The 18,856-nt window shown below is 40.4% G+C and carries 20 protein-coding genes; 10 read left to right on the top strand and 10 right to left on the bottom strand.

Going from position 1 to position 18,856, the window contains the following annotated elements; genetic code table 11:
- Positions 1 to 2: 2 nt before the first annotated feature.
- From HUS62_RS15465 to HUS62_RS22915, 3 genes are all read right to left on the bottom strand, one after another.
- Positions 3 to 2,258 carry an aminotransferase class V-fold PLP-dependent enzyme gene (locus HUS62_RS15465; RefSeq protein ID WP_175080222.1) on the bottom strand — a complete coding sequence of 752 codons (2,256 nt, stop codon included), beginning with the start codon at positions 2,256 to 2,258 and terminating at the stop codon, positions 3 to 5.
- 118 nt (positions 2,259 to 2,376) lie between these two features.
- A complete protein-coding gene (locus tag HUS62_RS15460) occupies positions 2,377 to 3,444 on the bottom strand; it encodes an AI-2E family transporter (protein ID WP_055021923.1) in 1,068 nt (355 codons plus the stop codon).
- On the bottom strand, positions 3,437 to 3,655 hold the full coding sequence (locus tag HUS62_RS22915; RefSeq protein ID WP_220095047.1) for a sulfurtransferase TusA family protein: 219 nt from the start codon (positions 3,653 to 3,655) through the stop codon (positions 3,437 to 3,439). The genes HUS62_RS15460 and HUS62_RS22915 overlap by 8 nt, the downstream gene beginning before the upstream one ends.
- Before the next feature lie 155 nt (positions 3,656 to 3,810).
- Between HUS62_RS22915 and HUS62_RS15455 the strand changes: the two genes are divergently transcribed.
- The 5 genes from HUS62_RS15455 to HUS62_RS15435 are packed head-to-tail and all read left to right on the top strand — an operon-like array spanning position 3,811 to position 7,346.
- Positions 3,811 to 4,476, top strand: coding sequence for a hypothetical protein (locus HUS62_RS15455; protein ID WP_175080221.1), 666 nt, complete (start codon positions 3,811 to 3,813; stop codon positions 4,474 to 4,476).
- A 1-nt stretch (position 4,477) separates the two neighbouring features.
- On the top strand, positions 4,478 to 5,938 hold the full coding sequence (locus HUS62_RS15450; protein WP_175080220.1) for a M48 family metalloprotease: 1,461 nt from the start codon (positions 4,478 to 4,480) through the stop codon (positions 5,936 to 5,938).
- 54 nt (positions 5,939 to 5,992) lie between these two features.
- Complete coding sequence (arsC, locus tag HUS62_RS15445; protein ID WP_054563602.1) at positions 5,993 to 6,340, top strand: arsenate reductase (glutaredoxin); 348 nt, start codon at positions 5,993 to 5,995, stop codon at positions 6,338 to 6,340.
- Complete coding sequence (gene wrbA, locus HUS62_RS15440) at positions 6,340 to 6,894, top strand: NAD(P)H:quinone oxidoreductase (protein ID WP_175080219.1); 555 nt, start codon at positions 6,340 to 6,342, stop codon at positions 6,892 to 6,894. Before arsC ends, wrbA begins: the two co-directional genes overlap by 1 nt.
- The gene (locus HUS62_RS15435; RefSeq protein ID WP_175080218.1) at positions 6,891 to 7,346 is read left to right on the top strand and encodes a DUF2069 domain-containing protein; all 456 of its coding nucleotides are present in this window, start codon (positions 6,891 to 6,893) and stop codon (positions 7,344 to 7,346) included. Before wrbA ends, HUS62_RS15435 begins: the two co-directional genes overlap by 4 nt.
- A gap of 86 nt (positions 7,347 to 7,432) precedes the next feature.
- On the opposite strand, the gene HUS62_RS15430 is transcribed toward HUS62_RS15435, so the two are convergent.
- Positions 7,433 to 8,770, bottom strand: a complete 1,338-nt coding sequence (locus HUS62_RS15430) for an ankyrin repeat domain-containing protein (protein WP_054563599.1) — start codon at positions 8,768 to 8,770, stop codon at positions 7,433 to 7,435.
- A 300-nt stretch (positions 8,771 to 9,070) separates the two neighbouring features.
- Entirely contained in the window at positions 9,071 to 9,664 is a 594-nt protein-coding gene (locus HUS62_RS15425; protein ID WP_062566938.1) for a phospholipid-binding protein MlaC, read from the bottom strand.
- 235 nt (positions 9,665 to 9,899) lie between these two features.
- Between HUS62_RS15425 and HUS62_RS15420 the strand changes: the two genes are divergently transcribed.
- Entirely contained in the window at positions 9,900 to 10,436 is a 537-nt protein-coding gene (locus HUS62_RS15420; protein ID WP_175080217.1) for an acyloxyacyl hydrolase, read from the top strand.
- 39 nt (positions 10,437 to 10,475) lie between these two features.
- Positions 10,476 to 10,622 (top strand): DUF2897 family protein, encoded by a 147-nt coding sequence (locus tag HUS62_RS15415; RefSeq protein WP_175080216.1) that lies wholly within the window; start codon positions 10,476 to 10,478, stop codon positions 10,620 to 10,622.
- A gap of 33 nt (positions 10,623 to 10,655) precedes the next feature.
- On the opposite strand, the gene HUS62_RS15410 is transcribed toward HUS62_RS15415, so the two are convergent.
- Both HUS62_RS15410 and bamC read right to left on the bottom strand, forming a co-directional pair.
- The gene (locus HUS62_RS15410) at positions 10,656 to 12,023 is read right to left on the bottom strand and encodes a YjiH family protein (RefSeq protein ID WP_175080215.1); all 1,368 of its coding nucleotides are present in this window, start codon (positions 12,021 to 12,023) and stop codon (positions 10,656 to 10,658) included.
- Between the two features lie 71 nt (positions 12,024 to 12,094).
- The gene (gene bamC / locus HUS62_RS15405; RefSeq protein WP_175080214.1) at positions 12,095 to 13,156 is read right to left on the bottom strand and encodes an outer membrane protein assembly factor BamC; all 1,062 of its coding nucleotides are present in this window, start codon (positions 13,154 to 13,156) and stop codon (positions 12,095 to 12,097) included.
- Between the two features lie 368 nt (positions 13,157 to 13,524).
- On the opposite strand from bamC, the gene HUS62_RS15400 reads away from it, so the two are divergent.
- Together HUS62_RS15400 and bcp are read left to right on the top strand one after the other, a co-directional pair.
- On the top strand, positions 13,525 to 14,058 hold the full coding sequence (locus HUS62_RS15400) for a glycine cleavage system protein R (protein ID WP_054553746.1): 534 nt from the start codon (positions 13,525 to 13,527) through the stop codon (positions 14,056 to 14,058).
- Between the two features lie 10 nt (positions 14,059 to 14,068).
- Positions 14,069 to 14,548 carry a thioredoxin-dependent thiol peroxidase gene (gene bcp / locus HUS62_RS15395; RefSeq protein ID WP_055199277.1) on the top strand — a complete coding sequence of 160 codons (480 nt, stop codon included), beginning with the start codon at positions 14,069 to 14,071 and terminating at the stop codon, positions 14,546 to 14,548.
- Positions 14,549 to 14,660: 112 nt separating this feature from the next.
- Here the strand turns inward: bcp and queE are convergent, their stop codons facing one another.
- The gene (gene queE, locus HUS62_RS15390) at positions 14,661 to 15,326 is read right to left on the bottom strand and encodes a 7-carboxy-7-deazaguanine synthase QueE (RefSeq protein ID WP_130051902.1); all 666 of its coding nucleotides are present in this window, start codon (positions 15,324 to 15,326) and stop codon (positions 14,661 to 14,663) included.
- Between the two features lie 122 nt (positions 15,327 to 15,448).
- Between queE and queC the strand changes: the two genes are divergently transcribed.
- Entirely contained in the window at positions 15,449 to 16,129 is a 681-nt protein-coding gene (queC, locus tag HUS62_RS15385; protein WP_282658480.1) for a 7-cyano-7-deazaguanine synthase QueC, read from the top strand.
- An 87-nt stretch (positions 16,130 to 16,216) separates the two neighbouring features.
- Here queC and HUS62_RS15380 read toward each other — a convergent pair whose 3' ends face one another.
- Both HUS62_RS15380 and gshA read right to left on the bottom strand, forming a co-directional pair.
- Positions 16,217 to 16,825, bottom strand: a complete 609-nt coding sequence (locus tag HUS62_RS15380; protein ID WP_054551741.1) for a hypothetical protein — start codon at positions 16,823 to 16,825, stop codon at positions 16,217 to 16,219.
- 136 nt (positions 16,826 to 16,961) lie between these two features.
- Positions 16,962 to 18,536 carry a glutamate--cysteine ligase gene (gene gshA, locus HUS62_RS15375; protein ID WP_175080212.1) on the bottom strand — a complete coding sequence of 525 codons (1,575 nt, stop codon included), beginning with the start codon at positions 18,534 to 18,536 and terminating at the stop codon, positions 16,962 to 16,964.
- Between the last annotated feature and the right edge of the window lie 320 nt (positions 18,537 to 18,856).

Below are 18,856 nucleotides of genomic sequence, written 5' to 3'. Positions count from 1 at the left end.
CATTAAAGCAATGCTAAACCGCCATTTAAGTTATAAACGTTTTCAAACCCTAACTGCGACAGATTGTTTGCCGCTTGTTTTGAACGATTACCACTTCGGCAAACCAAAATATAACTATGGTCTTTCTCAAGCTGCCCTTGCACGATGGCGTTTGCCATACGACTGAGTGGAATATTGATCACTTTGCTATCAGCAATTGTGAATATTTCAGCCAAATTATTCGCACCATGCTCATACGGTTCACGAGTATCAATTAAGTAAGTGGCTTTATCGTTTAGCATTACTTTAGCATCACTTGCAGCAAGCTGTTTCATTGGCGCACTTTCAAGTGTTTCAACATAGCCACAAAGAGAATGACTTACAGTATGCTTTTGCTCATCCGCATGTTGCTTTAATTCAACAAACTCATCATCTGATACTTGTTCACTTAATAGTTTTGCTAATAACGGCGTCGTTGCCTTTTGAGCATGCCAATCCATAGCAAAACATTGCTGATAATCATGCCCTGAACAAATTACCGTAGAATCTTGTATTGCCATAGCAAGCTGTTTTAATGATTGAGCCATTTTCGCAGCATCGCCACCGCTAATTGCTGTGTTACCTAAGCCACCTGGTAAGATTAAATCACCACAGAAGCAATAGCTGATATCACCGCTTTGTGTATCTGACAATAAATAGCTAACACTATCGTCACTATGACCCGATGTCGCTACTTTAGTTAAGCGTGCATCGCTTAATTCGATGGTTGCTGAATCTTTAGGCCAGCCAAGTTCATCTATTTCATTAGCAACAAAGCGTTCTGCGAGCTCTTTTGATAATAAACAACGAGCCGATAAACGCTCTTGGTGATTATGGGTATCTAAAATCGCTTTTACTGTTAGACCTTGTGTTGCGACTATTTTCGCCATACGCGGAATAAGCTCGATAATAGGATCAATCACCACTGCGTTTTTATCGCTGTCTACATATAGCCAACAGCACGCTGCTTGATGACGTAGCTGTGTTAAGCCAATCGCACACACTTCGTGTTGAGGCGATGTACTATCAGATACAACCAAGCAGTTTGCTTCTAGAATCGGTTTTAATGAACGAATTTTATCGCAAGCAAAGTCAATCTCTTGTTGGTTAACAGCTGGGCCAAACGACATACGTATCGCGTTTTCACTTTGCCAATCACTGGCTCCCATCGCATCTAAAACAAAACTACGATTTGCGCCTGAGCTACATGCAGAACCGCCACTAACACGGATACCCGCCGCATCAAATAAATCCATCACCTCTTTACTGGTTAATTCGTTCACAGCAAAGTTTAATGTTGTTGGCACTGAATGCTCAAAACTGTGATTAAACGTGATGCTACCAAAGGTGCCTGTTAATGCAGCTAATAATTGCTCGCGAAAAGCATGTAGCTGCTCAATTGGCTTGAATGTTTGGTTTTGTTTATCAAGTAATAACGAGAACAGCTTATTTAAACCGGCAATGCCTGGTAAGTTTTCGGTGCCTGAACGCATACCGCTTTCTTGACCGCCGCCAGCAATAAATGGTGTATACGCACTGCCTTTACGAATATAAAGTACGCCAATACCTTTAGGGGCATACAATTTATGGCCAGAGAATGGAGCGTAATCAATGGTTGTTTGGCTTAGCGCTAAGTTGGTTTTACCTAATGCCTGTACGCAGTCAACCATCCAAGCCACATGGCTGTTTTCACTACGAATGACTTGCTCAATAGCACTTAAATCTTGGAATACACCGGTTTCGTTGTTCACTGCCATGGTACAAATCATCAGTGCATTCGCAGCATGTTTGCGAATAAAATCGTGATCTAAAATACCGTTATTATCGACAGGAATAGCTAATACCTGTGCGTTTATATCAAGCACACTGTTCCAATGTTTTAGGGTATTTGGCACCGCTTTATGCTCTGTTGCCCCATACAGTAATACAGGGTTCTCGATTTGATGATTTTTTGCAGCAATAAGCGTAGAAACAACCGCCGTTTGAATACCTTCTGTTGCACCTGAGGTAAATAAAATATCGCCATCGGTAGCGCCAATGACTTCACGTGCTTTGTTACGTGTTTGTTCTAATAAGTGTTTTGCTTGAATACCCGTAATATGAGAGCTTGATGGATTACCAAAACAAACTTGCATCGTGTGCGAAACCACATCGGCAATTTCAGGAAGTACAGGAGTCGTTGCATTCGCATCTAAATATATTTGCTGATTAGCATCGTCAGGAAGGTAAAAATTTGCCATGTAAAACGCACCATATTACTAAAAGATATATCTTATAACCTATTTTACATTTTTCACGGCTAAATTATAATAATCAATTAGTCAGTAAAGTGCGTTTTCTATACTTTTTAAGACTAAGCTAACTTTCAATTAGCTCAACCTGCTTAGAAGACCAGGCATTAATAAGCGCTTTTACTAATGAAGCCAGCGGTATTGCGAAGAACACGCCCCAAAAGCCCCATAAACCGCCAAAAAACAATACCGCAACGATGATAAACACAGGGTTTAAATCTACCGCTTCAGAGAACAGTAACGGCACTAACACATTGCCATCAAGTGCTTGGATCACGCCATAGATAATTAATATGGTCCAAAATTGTGTTTCTAAACCAAATTGGAATAACGCCACCGCAGCGACAGGAATGGTCACCAATGCCGCCCCAACAAATGGAATAAGCACAGATAAGCCAACCAACACGCCGAGTAAAGCCGCATAGCGAAGATCAAGCACTGCAAAAGCAATAAATGATGCTGTACCCACAATTAAAATCTCAAATACCTTACCGCGGATATAATTCATGATTTGCTGATTCATTTCTTGCCATACTTGAATGATCAAGCGGCGCTGCTTAGGCAATAAGCGTTCGGCACTTTGTGTGAGCTCTAATTTATCTTTAAGCATAAAGAACACCAAGAGCGGCACTAAGATCAGATAAATCAGCCAAGCTGCCACATCTTTTATCGAGGTAAGTGACACCGATAGCACCAACTGACCAAACTCAATCGCTTTGGTCTCTACGCTGGTAACAATTGATTTAACCTGATCTTCAGTAATCAAACTTGGGTAATCTTCAGGAAGATGTAAAAGCAGCGCTTTACCTTTTTCAATCATGTAAGGGGTTTCTTGAACTAGATTGCTGGTTTGCTGCCAAAGCACAGGCCCCATGCCGACAATAATCATGATCATCAAGCCACTGAATACCAACATAACAAGAATCGTTGCGGTAAAGCGTTTTAAACCCAGCTTTTCTAAGTGAGCAACAGGCCAATCAAGTAAATAGGCAATCACCAAGGCAACTAAAACTGGCACGATTAACGAGCCAAAAAAGTAGAAAAATGCAAAGGTTGCAATAAGCAGTAACAACAAGGTTACTGAATGGGGATCAGAAAATTTATTTTCGTACCAGGCTTTTACATACTCAAACACGAATGGGCTCCACAGTTAGTACACCTAATTCTAGGTCAATTTTAAAATGGTAATGATGTTTTTCTAAAAATCGCTGCATATCGTCCGATGCCTCAGCAGCATTAAATGTAAAAGTCACGGGCTGTTTAACTGATATTGCCTTATTCAACCCTAATTTAAACTGAATAAATTGTTGAGGGCACTTATAGCCTCTTAAATCAACCGTTAACATAGCGAATCAACTGCGTTATTAATATGAATAATAAGTATAAGGTGTAGGCCGTTTGCGAAAATAAGTCTTTATAATGAGAAACAACTCATTTTTTTCTTAAAACACGCAAAACAATAGTTTATCCTTAATCTATAACTGGTAGTAAAGGAAACTCCATGCCTGGCTCGCATAATAAAGCGCAATTACCTGCGAATCCAACTCTTAAAGAGATAAACTGGTATAAAAAACAAATAAACTGGGGCGAGCTACCGCCTTTTTATCATATGGTGGCATCATCGGTTAGCGAATCTGAAGGGATTTTAGACCACGGTTTTGATAATGCCGTAAAGCAATTAATTAACCCACGCAACTGGAACCTTGATTTATTAGGTGGTCATGAAACCGACATGGGCGAAATTGTCTGTGAGCAAAAACCGCGAATTGCTTTGCATCAAAGCTTTACAGACCGAGGTTTCGAATTGTGGGCCTACCCTTATGCAAAAGATGTGACGGTAGACCAATACATCAAAGACAACCGCTTTATGGAATTTAAGGTGTGGGACCCGCACACCATGAAAAACCTTATTCGCTTTAACCAGCTTCATAAATTCATCGCTTTTTACTTTGAAAGAGGCGATAAAGCTGACAAAGCCTTAATTCTACACGCCCATAAAGTAGCGCATAAAATCATAACTTTTTTACAACGAGAGTTGAACGTTGTTAAGCTAGATGGAGTCACAATAAAAGATTTCTATCAATTGTGCGAAAAAGACAGCCGAGCATGCAGCGACGAAATAGACATAGCAAAAGTCATGTTAGGTGAGCAAATCAACAAGGAATAAGATGCGACTAAAATCAGCCTTTATTACACTGTGCAGTGCATTGCTGACATTTTCAATACTGCATAGTGAGCCGTTGAAGGCGCAAACAAACTTCAAGCTGCCCGATTTAGGGACCTCAGCTTTACAGGCTTTGCCGATTGAAAAAGAGCAAGCGATCGGTGAAGTGATGATGATGCAAATTCGTGGCTCATCACCCGTTGTAAGTGATCCTGTTCTTGATGAATACCTGACCACTTTGGGCCGTCGTTTAGTCGCAAACGCCAACGATGTACGTTTTCCATTTTCATTTTTCTGGTTAAACAACGCTGAAATTAATGCTTTTGCCTTTTATGGTGGCCATGTAGGTGTGCATACGGGTCTTATCGCACAAGCCGATAACGAAAGCCAATTTGCCTCAGTACTTGGGCACGAGATAGCTCACGTAACGCAGCGCCATTTAGCCCGTCGTATTCAACAGCAACAAGATAACAGCGCGTTAACTATCGCTGGTATGATTGCAGGTATTTTAGCAACCGTTGTTGCACCAGATGCCGGCATAGCCATTATCTCAGCAAACCAAACACAAGCGGCATTTAGTCAATTAACTCATAGCCGTGCTGCTGAACAAGAGGCAGACCGTATTGGTATGCAGACCTTAAACAATGCAGGGTTTGATCCTCGCCAATCGAGTGAGTTTTTAACTAAACTTGCTGCACAAATTCGCTACAAATATAAGCCGCCAGCCTTTTTGCTCACTCACCCATTGCCTGAAAGCCGTGTCTCTGATGTACGCTTACGTGCCGAGCAGTATCCAAAAAGACACTACTCCGACAGCCTAGAGTTTAACCTAGCTAAGAGCCGTGTCATTGCTCGCTATCAGCAAAAGTCAAAAGCCGCGGAAGATTTATTTCGTAAATTAATGCGTGAAAATACCGTTCATAACGACACTGCACTTAAATATGGTTTGGGTGTTAGCTTGTTGGACCAAAAAAAGCTTGATGAAGCAGCCAGCATTTTGAATCCATTGCTTGAGCAAGATCCAAAGAACTTATTTTATATTGATACCCACACCGACTTACTCATTGCGCAAGGTAAAGCGAATGAAGCAGTAGAGTTTTTAGCTAAGCTAGATATCGATAGACCTAACAATCAGGTGATTGCCTTAAACTATGCAAATGCCGCTATTGAAGCTAAACAATTTGAGCTTGCTGAACGTATCTTAAAATCTTATTTATTAGCAAAACCTGAGAACAATCTTGCCAAAGAGCTCATTGCTGATGTCTATAAAAAGCAAGAAAATATGGCTTCCTACCATGAAGCGCATGCCGATGTGCTTGCCCAATATGGCGCTTATTTAAAAGCAGCTGATGAAATTCAAAAAGCACTAAACTTTGTTGAGCCTGAAGAGCTAGTTAAACAACAACGTTTAAAAGCCCTACTTACACAATACCGTCAATTACAAAAAGAGCTTGCGAGACTTTAAGTCTCGCGGCGCTTGCCCTAAAATAAGCCAAATTATTAAATGTGAGAACACACTATGTCTGTGACTATTTATCATAATCCACGTTGTTCAAAATCGCGTGAAACTCTTGCCCTATTAGAAAGCAATAACGTACAACCAAGTGTTGTTGAATACCTAAAAACACCGCTTAATGAACAACAAATCTCGACTTTAATTAGCCAACTGGGCTTTACTTCAGCGCGTGAATTAATGCGTACTAAAGAAGACATCTACAAAGAGCTTGAGCTTAAAAACGAACAAAACGAAGACAAATTAATTGCTGCAATGGCTGCCAATCCAAAACTAATCGAGCGCCCAATTGTTGAAAATAACGGCAAAGCTGCTCTAGGTCGTCCACCAGAAAACGTATTAAGCGTACTTTAATGGCTATAAACATTGTTGTGCTATACCACTCAAGCCATGGCTCTGTAGAAGCAATGGCACATGAGATAGCCGAGTCGATTGAGCAACACGGTGCAACAGCTTTATTGCGCACGTTCGTAAAGCGTCAGCCACACGATATTGTGATCAGTAAAGATGATCTAATTCATTGTGATGGCTTAGCCTTTGGCACCCCTACTCGATTTGGCATGATGGCCTCACAAGCTAAGAGCTTTTGGGAAACCACTAGTGATCTATGGCTCAAAGGTCAGCTAATAGATAAGCCTGCTTGCGTTTTTTCATCATCAAGCAGTATGCACGGTGGTAACGAAGCTACCTTGTTGAATCTATCACTGCCGTTGTTACATCACGGCATGATGTTGCTTGGTGTGCCTTATGAGGTACCTGAGTTATTAGCAACTGAAACCGGCGGTACGCCGTACGGCGCGAGTCATGTGGCCGGTAGCAATAACAGCAATGTGTTAAGTAAAGACGAAATTAAAATTTGCCAAAGCGTTGGAAAACGCTTGGCACTGATTGCGAGTAAATTACAATGAGCTTGGAACCTGAGCTAAGTCAGCCTGTTGCCAAAAAACCAATTACAAAACGATTCCAACGTTTTGCACTGATTGGTTATATCGGCTTATTAGTTTTAATGCCAATTTGGCTGTTTTTAATTGCCCCAAGAGAAGGCCACAGTAACGCCTTTATCTTTGTTGTTTATATACTGCCTCTACTGTTACCACTTAAGGGCATTATTCAAGATAAGCCTTACACCTACGCGTGGGCAAACTTTATCGTGATGTTCTATTTTATTCATGGATTTACATTACTATGGGTCGCACAAGAACAGCTGATTTGGGTATTACTTGAGTTAACCTTTGCTAGTCTGATGTTTATTGGCTGCACCTATTATGCTCGCCATCGCGGACAAGAGCTTGGCCTTAAGATACGCAAATTAAAAGAAGAGCTGGCCGAAGAAAAAGCCGCTCATGAACACGATAAATAATACCGATTCGTTTATCAAAAAATGAAACAAAAAACGGCAACTTAGGTTGCCGTTTTTTTATGTCACTTTATATAATTTTTATGCGATCACACCAACTCTGCTAAGGTGGCTAGTGCGACAATACTTGCCAGACCCACTTGGCCTATTAAGCTAAATAATGAGAACAACCTTAAAATAAACAGCCCCCATGGATGGCGAATATGCGGATAAAGCGCACAGCGTTTCAAGCTTGTGGCAAAGAAAAAGCATAAGATCGAAACCAGCGTAAAACTCAGCGTTAACTCACTTTTAATAGCAATGCTATCGTCAAAAAAGAAAAACAACTGCACAGGTAGTAACACAGTTACAATCGCATGTAGTAAGTGCACTTTTTTAACGCGATCAAACTGCCCTTCTGGCGAAAGTTCCTTAATGCCAAAGTCATGCTCAAGGCACTTCACTAAGTTATCCGCTTTAATGCTAACTGCTAGTCGATAGCAACTTAGACCGTCGTTGTTACGAACTCTAAAGTCATAACCCGCTTTTAGAAGCAATACCAGTAAAGGTCCATTCTCGGCTAATACAGCGTAATGTAATGCTGTATTACCTTTATTGTCTTGGGCCTTCTTATCTTGATGTTCAAGTATTGTCTCAACAACATTCACATAGCCTTTTTCAGTTGCCCACATAAACGCAGTTTTACCGTTTTCGTCAGCTAATGCCCCGGTTGCGCCTTGCTCAATAAAACGCTTTGCCATGGTTTGTTTAGCATTTTCGTGACTTAAATGGGCAAGCAAAGCTTGTTCAAGTAACGATGCTGAATCAACATCTGGTGATACAAGTTTTAGTAAGGTGAAGTAATCTTCACCGTGAGCAACTTTTTCAGCCGCAAGCGCTGTTAATGGTTCAAGATCAGCCACTGAATCAGGAATAAAACCACTAAAACGCTCTCTAAAGTCAACTTCGGTCCACAACTCTAATACATCGTCCGCAGACATTTTTGCACCGTGATTAAGAACATGTTCAATCACAGTAAAATAGCGACGATTAAATAACTGGTGGATGAGAGTTATAGGCGTTTTAACAGCCGATTGAGCAAATGCACTAGCATACTTCTCTAAGCGCTGGCATAACATTAAAACAAGACTTTCAGGGGTGTAGTCGTTTTCTAAAAAATGCGTTTTCATAGCATTAATATAATGCAACGCAGCTTCATCAAACTCAGAAATATGTTGGAAATAACACTCTTCAAACGGTTCAAGAGGAGTCAACCAAGTAAGGTAGTAAATAGGCGGAAGAACCGTCGTACACACACCGTCATCTTCATTAGTAGAACGACATGCCGGCCAAGCTTCTAAAGCATCTAAAATATAGGCCCCGTTTTGCTCAGCTAATCCTTTGATTAGTAACGGGTATTCCTTTGGCCAAATCAGTACATTTTCCATTAAAAAAACACAACTCCGCTGCACATTATTCGATGTCTTATTAAGCAACTAGTTATAGCAAAATTTAACTGACAGTTTGCTTAATATTGCGACCAATAACACAGTATCTGAACAGATACTTTGGTAAACAAGAAAAGTAGCATGATTCTACCACAGAGGGTCACAGGTGCTAGCGCAAAGTAGGTGATTTTTAAAGAAAATAGAAAAGCAGCGGCACATGGACGGTACTCACTGCTTGGTTGGAGACTGAAAGTAGCTAAAATACTCGATGAGGTGAAGGTAATCGAGCTTTTGGCTAACTTACTTACTTGCTAATTCGCTTGTGACTTCGTCAATACCTACTTGACTGATGCGCTGCAATACTTCTTTTTGCTTCGCGCTTAACAGTGAAATACCTTCAGCAACGATATCGTATACTTTCCACTGCTTATCTTTGCCTTGACGTAATTTAAAGTGCAGATCGATGGCTGGCGCATTATCATCAACAATTTGCGTTTTAACAGTTGCATAACCATCGTCGATGAGCTGCGATTGATCAAAAATAACTTTTTGCCCTGTGTATTTCATTAGTGCGCCAGCATAAGTTACTGTTAAGTAATGCTCAACCGCAGCAATAAAATCAACAGCTTGCTCACGGCGTAGGCCTTTAATGTGCTTACCTAAAAGCTTATACGATACAAACTTAATATCCATGTGCGGCAATAAGCGTTTTTCTACAATGTTCGCCATTGCTTCTGAGCTTGCATCGCCTTTTGCATTTACATTTGCGATATCAACAAATAAATCTGCTGTGACTGATTCTAATAGTTGCTTAGGCGAGCGGTCTTCACTGGCAAAAGCAGTTGCAGTAAAAAGCGCAGCAATTAGCAAAAATGAGTTAACTAGTTTGGTCATCGTATTCACCTCTCAACGAAAATTTTCGCTAATATACCGATATTAAACCTATAAAAAAAGAAACAATCCGACACCGTTTTAATGCCAATTAAGCACCAATCGATTTTTCCCATAGTTTTCAGTTAATTGCTAAAAAATATGAGAATGTGCACAGCTTCTGTGTTTTTACGCACATTGAAAAGTTCTTACCTCCGCCCTTATCTACTTGCTCACAGTCATAATGAGAAGTACCGAGATGAAACTAAAACCCCCACTAAAAGCACTTATGTTAGGTGTAGCCGCCCTACTAGCAACACCGACTTATGCTGCTTCAAACCATGGCTATGCCGTTGATTACATTCAAGGTGAAGGTGATGTAAAAGGCTTAAAGCTAGCCTACCAATACCATATCCCCAATGAAAAGCTGCCCTTTCAACACGCCCGTTTGTACTTCGAGTCTAGTTTTAATATTTGGCAGTATGGCAAAGACAATAAACATCAAACAAATATCGTGTTAGCTATTTCTCCGGTGATCCAATACCCTGTATTTAATGTGAAAAACATACCTGTTTATGTAGAGTTTGGTATTGGCGTTTCACTGTTGGATGACACCCATTTTGCTGGCAAAAACGTTAGTACTCACTATCAGTTTGAGGATAGATTGGGTTTAGTTACAGACTTAGGTGACAACTCAACCTTAGCACTTAGATATTTACATTACTCAAATGCGGGTTTCAAAAGCCCAAACCCTGGCCTTGATTTTATTTCACTGTCTTATGCAAGACGATTTTAAGTGCTACTATATCGCTATGTATATCGGCAGGATTTAAAGATGGAAACTTGGCAAATTATAGCCATTTTTGTTGCCGTATTTGGTGTAGTAATTGGTAACCTTATGTTGCTAAAGCATGCAGCAAAAATGGACTTCAAAGTGCCTAAAAGCGATGATAATGAAGATAAAAAAAGCCCTGATGAATAATCAGGGCTTTTCTATTTAAGACTTCAGCTTAGTTTACACTAACCAGTGTGCCATTAAGACAATCACCGGTAATGTTACTAAGGTTCTTAAAATAAAGATGAAGAACAATTCGATAATATTAACCGGAATTTTGCTACCTAAAAGCAGTGCACCTACTTCCGACATATAAATCAATTGCGTCACACTCATTGCAGCAATGATAAAGCGTGTTACATCACTTTCGATACTACCAGCCGCAAGAATCGACGGAATAAACATATCAGCAAAGCCAACCATAATTGTTTGTGCCGCAGCTTCAGCTTCTGGTACTTGTAATAGCTCTAAGAATGGTACAAACGGTTTGCCCATATATTCAAAAATTGGCGTATATTCAGCAATAATCAAGGCAAATGTGCCCACAGCCATAACCACAGGTAATACAGCAAATACCATATCAAATGCGTTATGTAAGCCTTCTTTTACTGTACCAGCAAAGCCCGGCGCAGTGCGTGCTTTAGCAAGTGCCACATCAAGTGAATGAGAAACCAGTGTTTTACCTTCAGGCACTGATTCTGCGTCTTTATCAGGCTCTGTTCCATCTACATAGAGGTCTTTTTTAAAGCGTAGCGGTGGTAAACGAGGCACAATTAGCGCTGCGGCTAAACCTGCTAAACACACTGTTAAGTAAAACGGTGCGAAAAGGTGCTCAAGCTTCACTTGGCCAATCACAACTAAACAAAAGGTAATTGATACAGCTGAGAAAGTGGTACCAATAATGGCCGCTTCGCGCTGCGTATAATGTTTATCTTCATACTGACGAGCGGTCATCAAAATACCCACACTGCCATCGCCTAACCATGATGCCACACAGTTAACCGCACTTCGGCCTGGCACACCAAAAAGCGGGCGCATAACTTTAGTTAATAAGGTACCGACTAGCTCTAACAAGCCAAAATTTAGTAATAACGGTAATAGTAAGCCCGCTAAAACAAACACAGAAAACAATACTGGCAACAAGTCGTTTAAAACCAGTGCGCCGGTATTACCGGAAATAATCATTTCTGGCCCTTGTTTTGTGTAGGTCAAAACGATAAAAACCATACCCAGTAATCGAACACTCAGCCAAAGCCAACTAACATCAAATAAATGTTTAATTATAAAGAACTTAAGTAATGGCTGCGGTTTAAACAACTTTATCACTAAAGATAAAATACCGGTAATGCAAACAATGCTGGTAATTAAACCCAGTGCAAATGGGCCAATCCACTCTTGCACTGCTTTTGCCATAACAGCAATCGGAATGGTCATTGCTTCACCTATGGGTACCGGCGTCATAAACAAGAAGACACCTATAAGTGAAGGAACGAAAAAGGTAAACAAGGTTCGCAAGTCACTGCGATTTGCTGTGTTTAAGTTAGACATATTTTCAACCTGTAAAAACCACAAAAAGAGCGGCTAAGCTCTTTTTGTGGTGGTTTTGACTTTTTTAGTTATTAAATATTGATACCGCGCTGACGCAGTGCATTTTCCAATGCTTGCTGGAGGTCATTCATTGTACCAGGCTCTAATGTCGAACCTTCAGAGTCCATCCAAGTTAAACTTGTGCCGCCATCATTGGTACGACTAACAAGTATTTGGTATTGGCCATCTTCAATTGGCAGCTCAGCTAACTCTTCGCCCCAAATTGAATCCCACACGCTTGACTCAGGCTTTTTGTAATCAGCCGTGATCAAGCCACGTTCTTGATCAATCTCTACGATAGTGAAAGATAAACGCTCTAAGAAACCTGAGAAACGATCAAATACAACAAAATAATCTTGCTCTGTAACTAATGCTGCATTTCCTTTGTTATCAAAGCCCATTTCAAGTGAAATAATGCCCTGTTTTTTGCGGTTTTCCACTTCAAGTTGGCGGTAGCGATAATCAAATTCGGCGATGACTTGATTTAACGCACGGACTTCAAGCTGTTGCTGCAACAGCGGTGTAAGTGGTTGGCTATCGCTTTTGTAATCAACTAATTTTGCATTCAAAGACGCAGTACGTTGGTGAGACTTTTCTTCAATCGTGAATAAAAACCGTTGTTGGGACACTTCAAAATCGTTTTCCCAAAACCAGGTGTCTTCAGGCTTTATAATACTGTACCAATCAGTTTCTACACTTCCTAAAAGTTTATCTTCTTTTAGAGCCCCGGTATTTTTTTCAGTTAAAACAGCTTTGATAGAATCCCAGATAAATTCATCTAAATCGACAATTCCGTCATTTTTATCAAAGTAGACACGCGCATCTTTATCACCTTCTTCAACCCAGCTACCTTGAGCGATAGTAATCACTTGAGCTGGCGGACGATAGTTTTTAGCTTCAGGGTTGTTGTCGTATTGCGCAACATCCATTTTATAAGTTGGATCTTGAGCTGGTTGCGCTAATCCTGCTGGAGCTTTCACCGCTTCGTTAGCACGATAATTGCGTTTGTGGTGCGCTTCATCGGTAAAAACACCGCACCCTGTTAAACTTACCATTACGCTTACAGCAAGCGCCTTTGAGATCCAATACTGCACAGATATTTCTCCTTAGCAAACCCTTAATTTTTTTAACAAATATATGAGTGGGTAATGCCGATTTGGTTCACTGTAAAATCACTTTTAACTTTACATTTATTGTTTTTATGCAAAAAACCCGAATAGATTGGGCTAGCTTAACGTACTTGATTGCTTATCGCCTTGCAAAATTTTAACTATGGTACTTTCTGATGCCCCTAAAAACAAGAAAGAGCGCACTTTATTCACGGCTTAATTAATCGCCGCTATCGTTAACGGAGCAAATTATGTTAAACTTCGCCGCCGTGCGGTATTAAACTCACGTGAAATCAAAGCTTATTTAAGCTTATATCCATTGGTATTGTTATTTACTAGGTATTTAAAATTCCATGACTGCTTTTACAAATCATCAGATAGTGCTCACTGCGATTGGCGAAGATAGACCCGGTATCGTTAGCGAATTAACTCAGTTAGTGAGTGATTGCCATTGCAATATAATTGACAGTCGCATTGCTATTTTGGGCAACGAATTTACCTTTATCATGCTATTAGCAGGTGATATGTCGGCAATTAGCCGTATTGAACATACATTGCCAACTAAAGGTATGGAACTTGGTCTTTTAACCATGATGAAACGCACCGCAAGCCATGTTGCATGTGAATTTTGTGCCGGTTACACCCTCGAATACACAGGTATTGATACACCAGGAACATTAAGTAAAGTTACGCGCTTTTTTGCTGATAACAACATCAGCATTTGCTCTCTTAAGTCAGACACTTACGATGAAGATGACGAGCTTAAAATGCGCTGCGAACTCGAGTTTAATATTCCTGTTGAAGTCGATATTGATAACTTTAAAGTGAGCTTTGAAGATCTTTCTCGTAGTTTGAACGTAGATTATATTTTCAGACGCATTCGCTAAGGAGCAAAGCATGAAAACAATTAATCCATTACAAGCAGGCGATACAGCCCCTGCTTTTAGCTTACAAAATCAGAATGACGAAACTATCGTGCTAGCTGATCTTTTAAAAGAGCAGCAAGTACTGGTTTATTTCTACCCTAAAGCGTCAACACCAGGTTGTACTGTACAAGCAGAGAACTTACGTGATGAAAAAGCTGAGCTTGCTAAATTAAATACGCGTGTTGTGGGTATCAGCCCAGATCCAATCAAGCGTTTAAAGAATTTTGAAACCAAAAAAGAGCTTAATTTTGATTTACTAGCCGACGAAGATCACGCGATTGCTGATGCCTTTGGTATTTGGGGCTATAAGAAGTTTATGGGTAAAGAGTACGAAGGAATTCATCGTATTAGCTTCCTTGTAGGCCAAGACGGTAAAATCAAACATGTGTTTGATAAGTTCAAAACCAAAGACCATCATCAGGTGGTGTTGGACTATTTAGCGCAGAATTGATCGTTACGAGAACATAGTAAAAAAGCGTTGCCATGGTGCAACGCTTTTTTGTTTTTAACTAGAAATATTAAACCCCGTGTCTACTTTATCGGGGACGGCTGACGGCTAAACCCTAACTAATTCCTAAATACTTATGTACTTGAACCGATAAACGCCAGTTCTTTGCAATACAGGTTTCAATGGCAAGTTTGGTTGCTGAGGTTTTTTGGCTAATTGGTTGTAGATACACTAAACGCGGATTCACACCTGTTTTTAAGAATAAATCTTCGAGCTCTTCCACATGCTTTTGCATTGCCACTGGGTGTTTAATCTCATCAGCACGCTGCATTGCACTGCGTAATACTTTATAGCCACCACGCATATTAATTTTTGGTGATACAGTCACCCATGTCTGCTCAGGGACTAAAATTTCAAATGTACCGCTGGTTTCAATTTGAGTCGAATAGCCATTTGCGTGTAATAATTCACACACTGGATTTAGGTCATACATGCAAGGCTCACCACCGGTGATCACCACATGCTTTGCGTTGTAGCCACGTTCTTTAAATAGCGCTAACACTTGCTCCGCTGTAGCTTCAGCCCAATGATCTGAGTCTGCTTTTTTCTCAACAGTGTCATCAAGTGACACTTTATATACATTATCAACGTCCCATGTTTGTTTTGTATCACACCAAGCACAACCCACTGGGCAGCCTTGTAAACGTAAAAAGATTGAAGGTGTACCCGTAAAACTCGCTTCACCTTGAATTGTTTCAAACACTTCGTTAATTTTGTACAAAAGACATCTCACTTACGACGCAACGGTATAAAATACATACCATCAAAAAAACCAAAAACACGCGCAAAAATTGTTATTTAGGCCCGAGCCGTGTAGTATATCGCGCCCTGAAGTAAACCTCTATCAAAAGTAAGAGCAAAACAGATATGACGCAAAAAGTAGTTGTGATTTATTCCGGCGGTATGGACTCGTTTACCGTATTAAATAAAGCCCTGCAACAAGGCCATGAAGTATATGCCCTGTCTTTCGACTACGGCCAGCGTCATGTTAAAGAGCTTAAAGTAGCAGCTCAAGTATGTGAAAAGTTAGGTGTTTCTCACAAGATTGTTGATATTTCAGCAATCAACCAGTTGATTGGTGGCTCATCACTAACTGATGATATCGAAGTACCAGAAGGTCACTACGAAGAAGAAAGCATGAAGAGCACAATTGTGCCTAACCGCAACATGATTTTACTATCACTTGCTGTAGGTTATGCGGTGTCTTTAAAAGCTAGTAAAGTTTATTACGGTGCCCATTCAGGCGATCATGCAATTTACCCGGACTGTCGCCCTGAGTTCGTACAAAAAATGGATGATGTTTGCCGTATTGCCAACTACGACGCTGTTGAAATTTTCAGCCCGTACCTAAACAATACCAAAATCGACATTTTGACAGACGGTTTAAAAATGGGTCTTGATTACAGCCAAACATGGACCTGTTACAACGGCCGCGATAAAGCCTGTGGTAAATGTGGGGCTTGCCAAGAGCGCTTAGAAGCCTTTGCATTAAATAAGGTTACAGACCCTCTCGAATACGAATAAAGCATAAAAAAGGCTATCAAATATTTGATAGCCTTTTTTATAAATCAATGTTGTAAAAATTTAACATCCAAAAACTGTGTTAATTTACTAACTAAATAAACGTTCAAACCAGTTTTTGTCTAAATCGGCTTCACACTTTTTGAGTTGTGCGCCATAACGGCTAGCTCGATGTTTAACTTTATTAGCAACGCTCATTAGCCATTTTTTACTTTTATAAGTGCCTCGCTTATAGCCGCCCCACCCTTCGTGGTAATTTAAGTACTGCGCGTAGGCGTCCCATTTCGATATACCATTTACTTTATGAGTTTTGTAAACGAACCAAGCCATAAAGTCGATAGCATCATCAAAATCATCTCTGTCTGCACCGCTGTTACCTGTTTCACGAATGTAATCTGACCATGTTGGGGTTTTTGCTTGAGAGTAGCCATATGCAGAGCTAGCACGTCCGATTGGAATTACCCACAAGAAATATTCCATTGGTGGCGCTGCATCATGGCGGAATGAGCTTTCTTGATACATCATGCTCATTAGCACATGTTTTGGCGAACCCCATTTTTCTTGTGCATCACGAGCATCGTAGTACCAGTCAGGTTTTTCTTCAAAAATCTTACATATATCATGAGGTTGCTCAGGAGGAGCCGTTGCACAACCAGCCAAAGATGCGGCCAGCGATAAAATAATTATACTTTTTTTCATTTTTTTATGGATCTCGCTGAACTTTTTCTCATCAGGTCAGTCTGAACTTATGAATGCAGCAGTATAGCATTGTTTCATCCCTGAAGAATCTTTGACGCAGCCTCCCTAGGCTGCGTTTTTTTATGCCTTCACCATACTAAGCTTTAGCAAAATAGTCATCTAAAAATGCAGTAAAAGATACACTGTCTGCTGCTTTAACTTCACGCTCTTTAAGTACAGAGTCAGCCGCTTGCTTTGCCAAAAATGCTTGATCATAAAATTGGTAATCAGCATCAAGGTGGCTTTGCTTGTACTGCTGTGCAAGTGCTAAAGCGAAATGACCATTATCTTGGTTCTCATTAGCCAGCGCATTAACATATTTGCCAGAGAAAGTTTTACTTGGGCTGTTCACCCAAGTTGCAAGCTCAGCTATGGTTTCACTGTAATAACTCACGCCATATGCATTATCCATGTAACGGGCAACTTCAGATAGCTGAGTAAAAATTGTCTCAGCCCAATCAGTTAGACGCACCATCTCACCCTGCTTGTTAAGCATTAGCTCAGGGGCTCGGCCTTCATTGACAACCGCATCAAGGTTAGTGGTGCTTAACTTTTGCTCTTGCCAATCCATTTCTGGCGAGTCATTTAATAAGCAATAAGTTAAGAATACGTCTAAGAAACGAATTTGCTGTAAATCGATACCAGTTTCACTAAACGGGTTAACATCAAGCGCACGTACTTCGATATATTCTATACCTCCGCGAAGTAATGCATCGGTCGGTGTTTCGCCCGATGCTGCATTGCGCTTAGGGCGAATAGGCGAGTAAAACTCGTTTTCGATTTGCAGAATATTTTTATTTAACTGCTTTGGCTCCGCGCTCGTGTAATCATCAATATGACCATAGATATCCGATGGCGTATGAATTGCCTCTTTTAAGCCTGCTACATATTCTTCTAGTGAGTTATACATAACACGTAAAGACGATTGCGCACTATTAGTGTAACCAAGGTTACCCAAACGCAGCGCTGTGCCCACTTCTAAATAAAGGGTACCTTTACCTAGCTTTTTGAATGGTAAATCAGTTTCGCGCCCTTGTAAGAATGAACTACATAATGCTGGTGATGCACCAAATAAAAAGCTGATCAACCAAAGCTCACGCTTAAAGTTACGAATAAGCCCTAAATAGCCACTCGAAATAAAGTCAGCTAATGTACCTTGTTTACCGTTTAAGCTATATAGGCTTTGCCATAAGCTCTCAGGGAAAGAGATATTGAAATGCACACCAGCAATGGCCTGCATCATGCTACCATAACGGTTCTTTAAGCCTTCACGATAAAGTGTTTTCATGCGGCCAATGTTTGAGTCACCAAACTGTGCAAGTACAATGTCATCTTGATGTTCAATAAAGCATGGCATACTGATCGGCCATAACAGCTCATCGCCCATCTGCGATAAGGTGAACTTTTGCAAGTCTTTTAGCTGCGCGAGTGTTTGCTCTGCAGATGTACTAACCGGCGTGATAAATTCTAATAATGATTCTGAAAAATCAGTGGTGACATGATCATTCGTTAAAGCGCTGCCAACGCCTTGTGGATGACCTTGCTGAGAGATAACACCACTTGGTTTTATCCTTAATGCTTCTCGCTCGATACCACGTTGAATCCCATTAATTGCGTTAGGAAATTGTGCCGTTAACGCTTCTAGCGTTTTATTTAAATCATGTTTTATCAAAAATGCTTCCTCGAGCCGCGTGGCTGTAATCCTAAGTGTATGGGGGCAAAAAACAATTACTCAAGTCAGAAACATCAGTTTCATTATTTACCCATACACTTGAAGCTCAATCTTGCCATTGTGAGTCACAATATACAATTGCTTTGGTGGCACTTCATTGTTGCTAAAACGGTTAAAAATACAATTTAGGCTTTTTCCTTGAGGATATTAGGTCTTTTAACTAATATAAAAGACTGAGGCTAAACATAATAATTCAGACAAGATATTGTTTTAGATCAAAGGGAAGGTGAAATTATTAAAAGTATCACTGTTAACACTAC

The sequence above is a fragment of the Pseudoalteromonas sp. 0303 genome (assembly GCF_013349995.1).
GTDB lineage: Bacteria > Pseudomonadota > Gammaproteobacteria > Enterobacterales > Alteromonadaceae > Pseudoalteromonas.
This window is presented reverse-complemented; position numbering and strand designations above follow the sequence as displayed.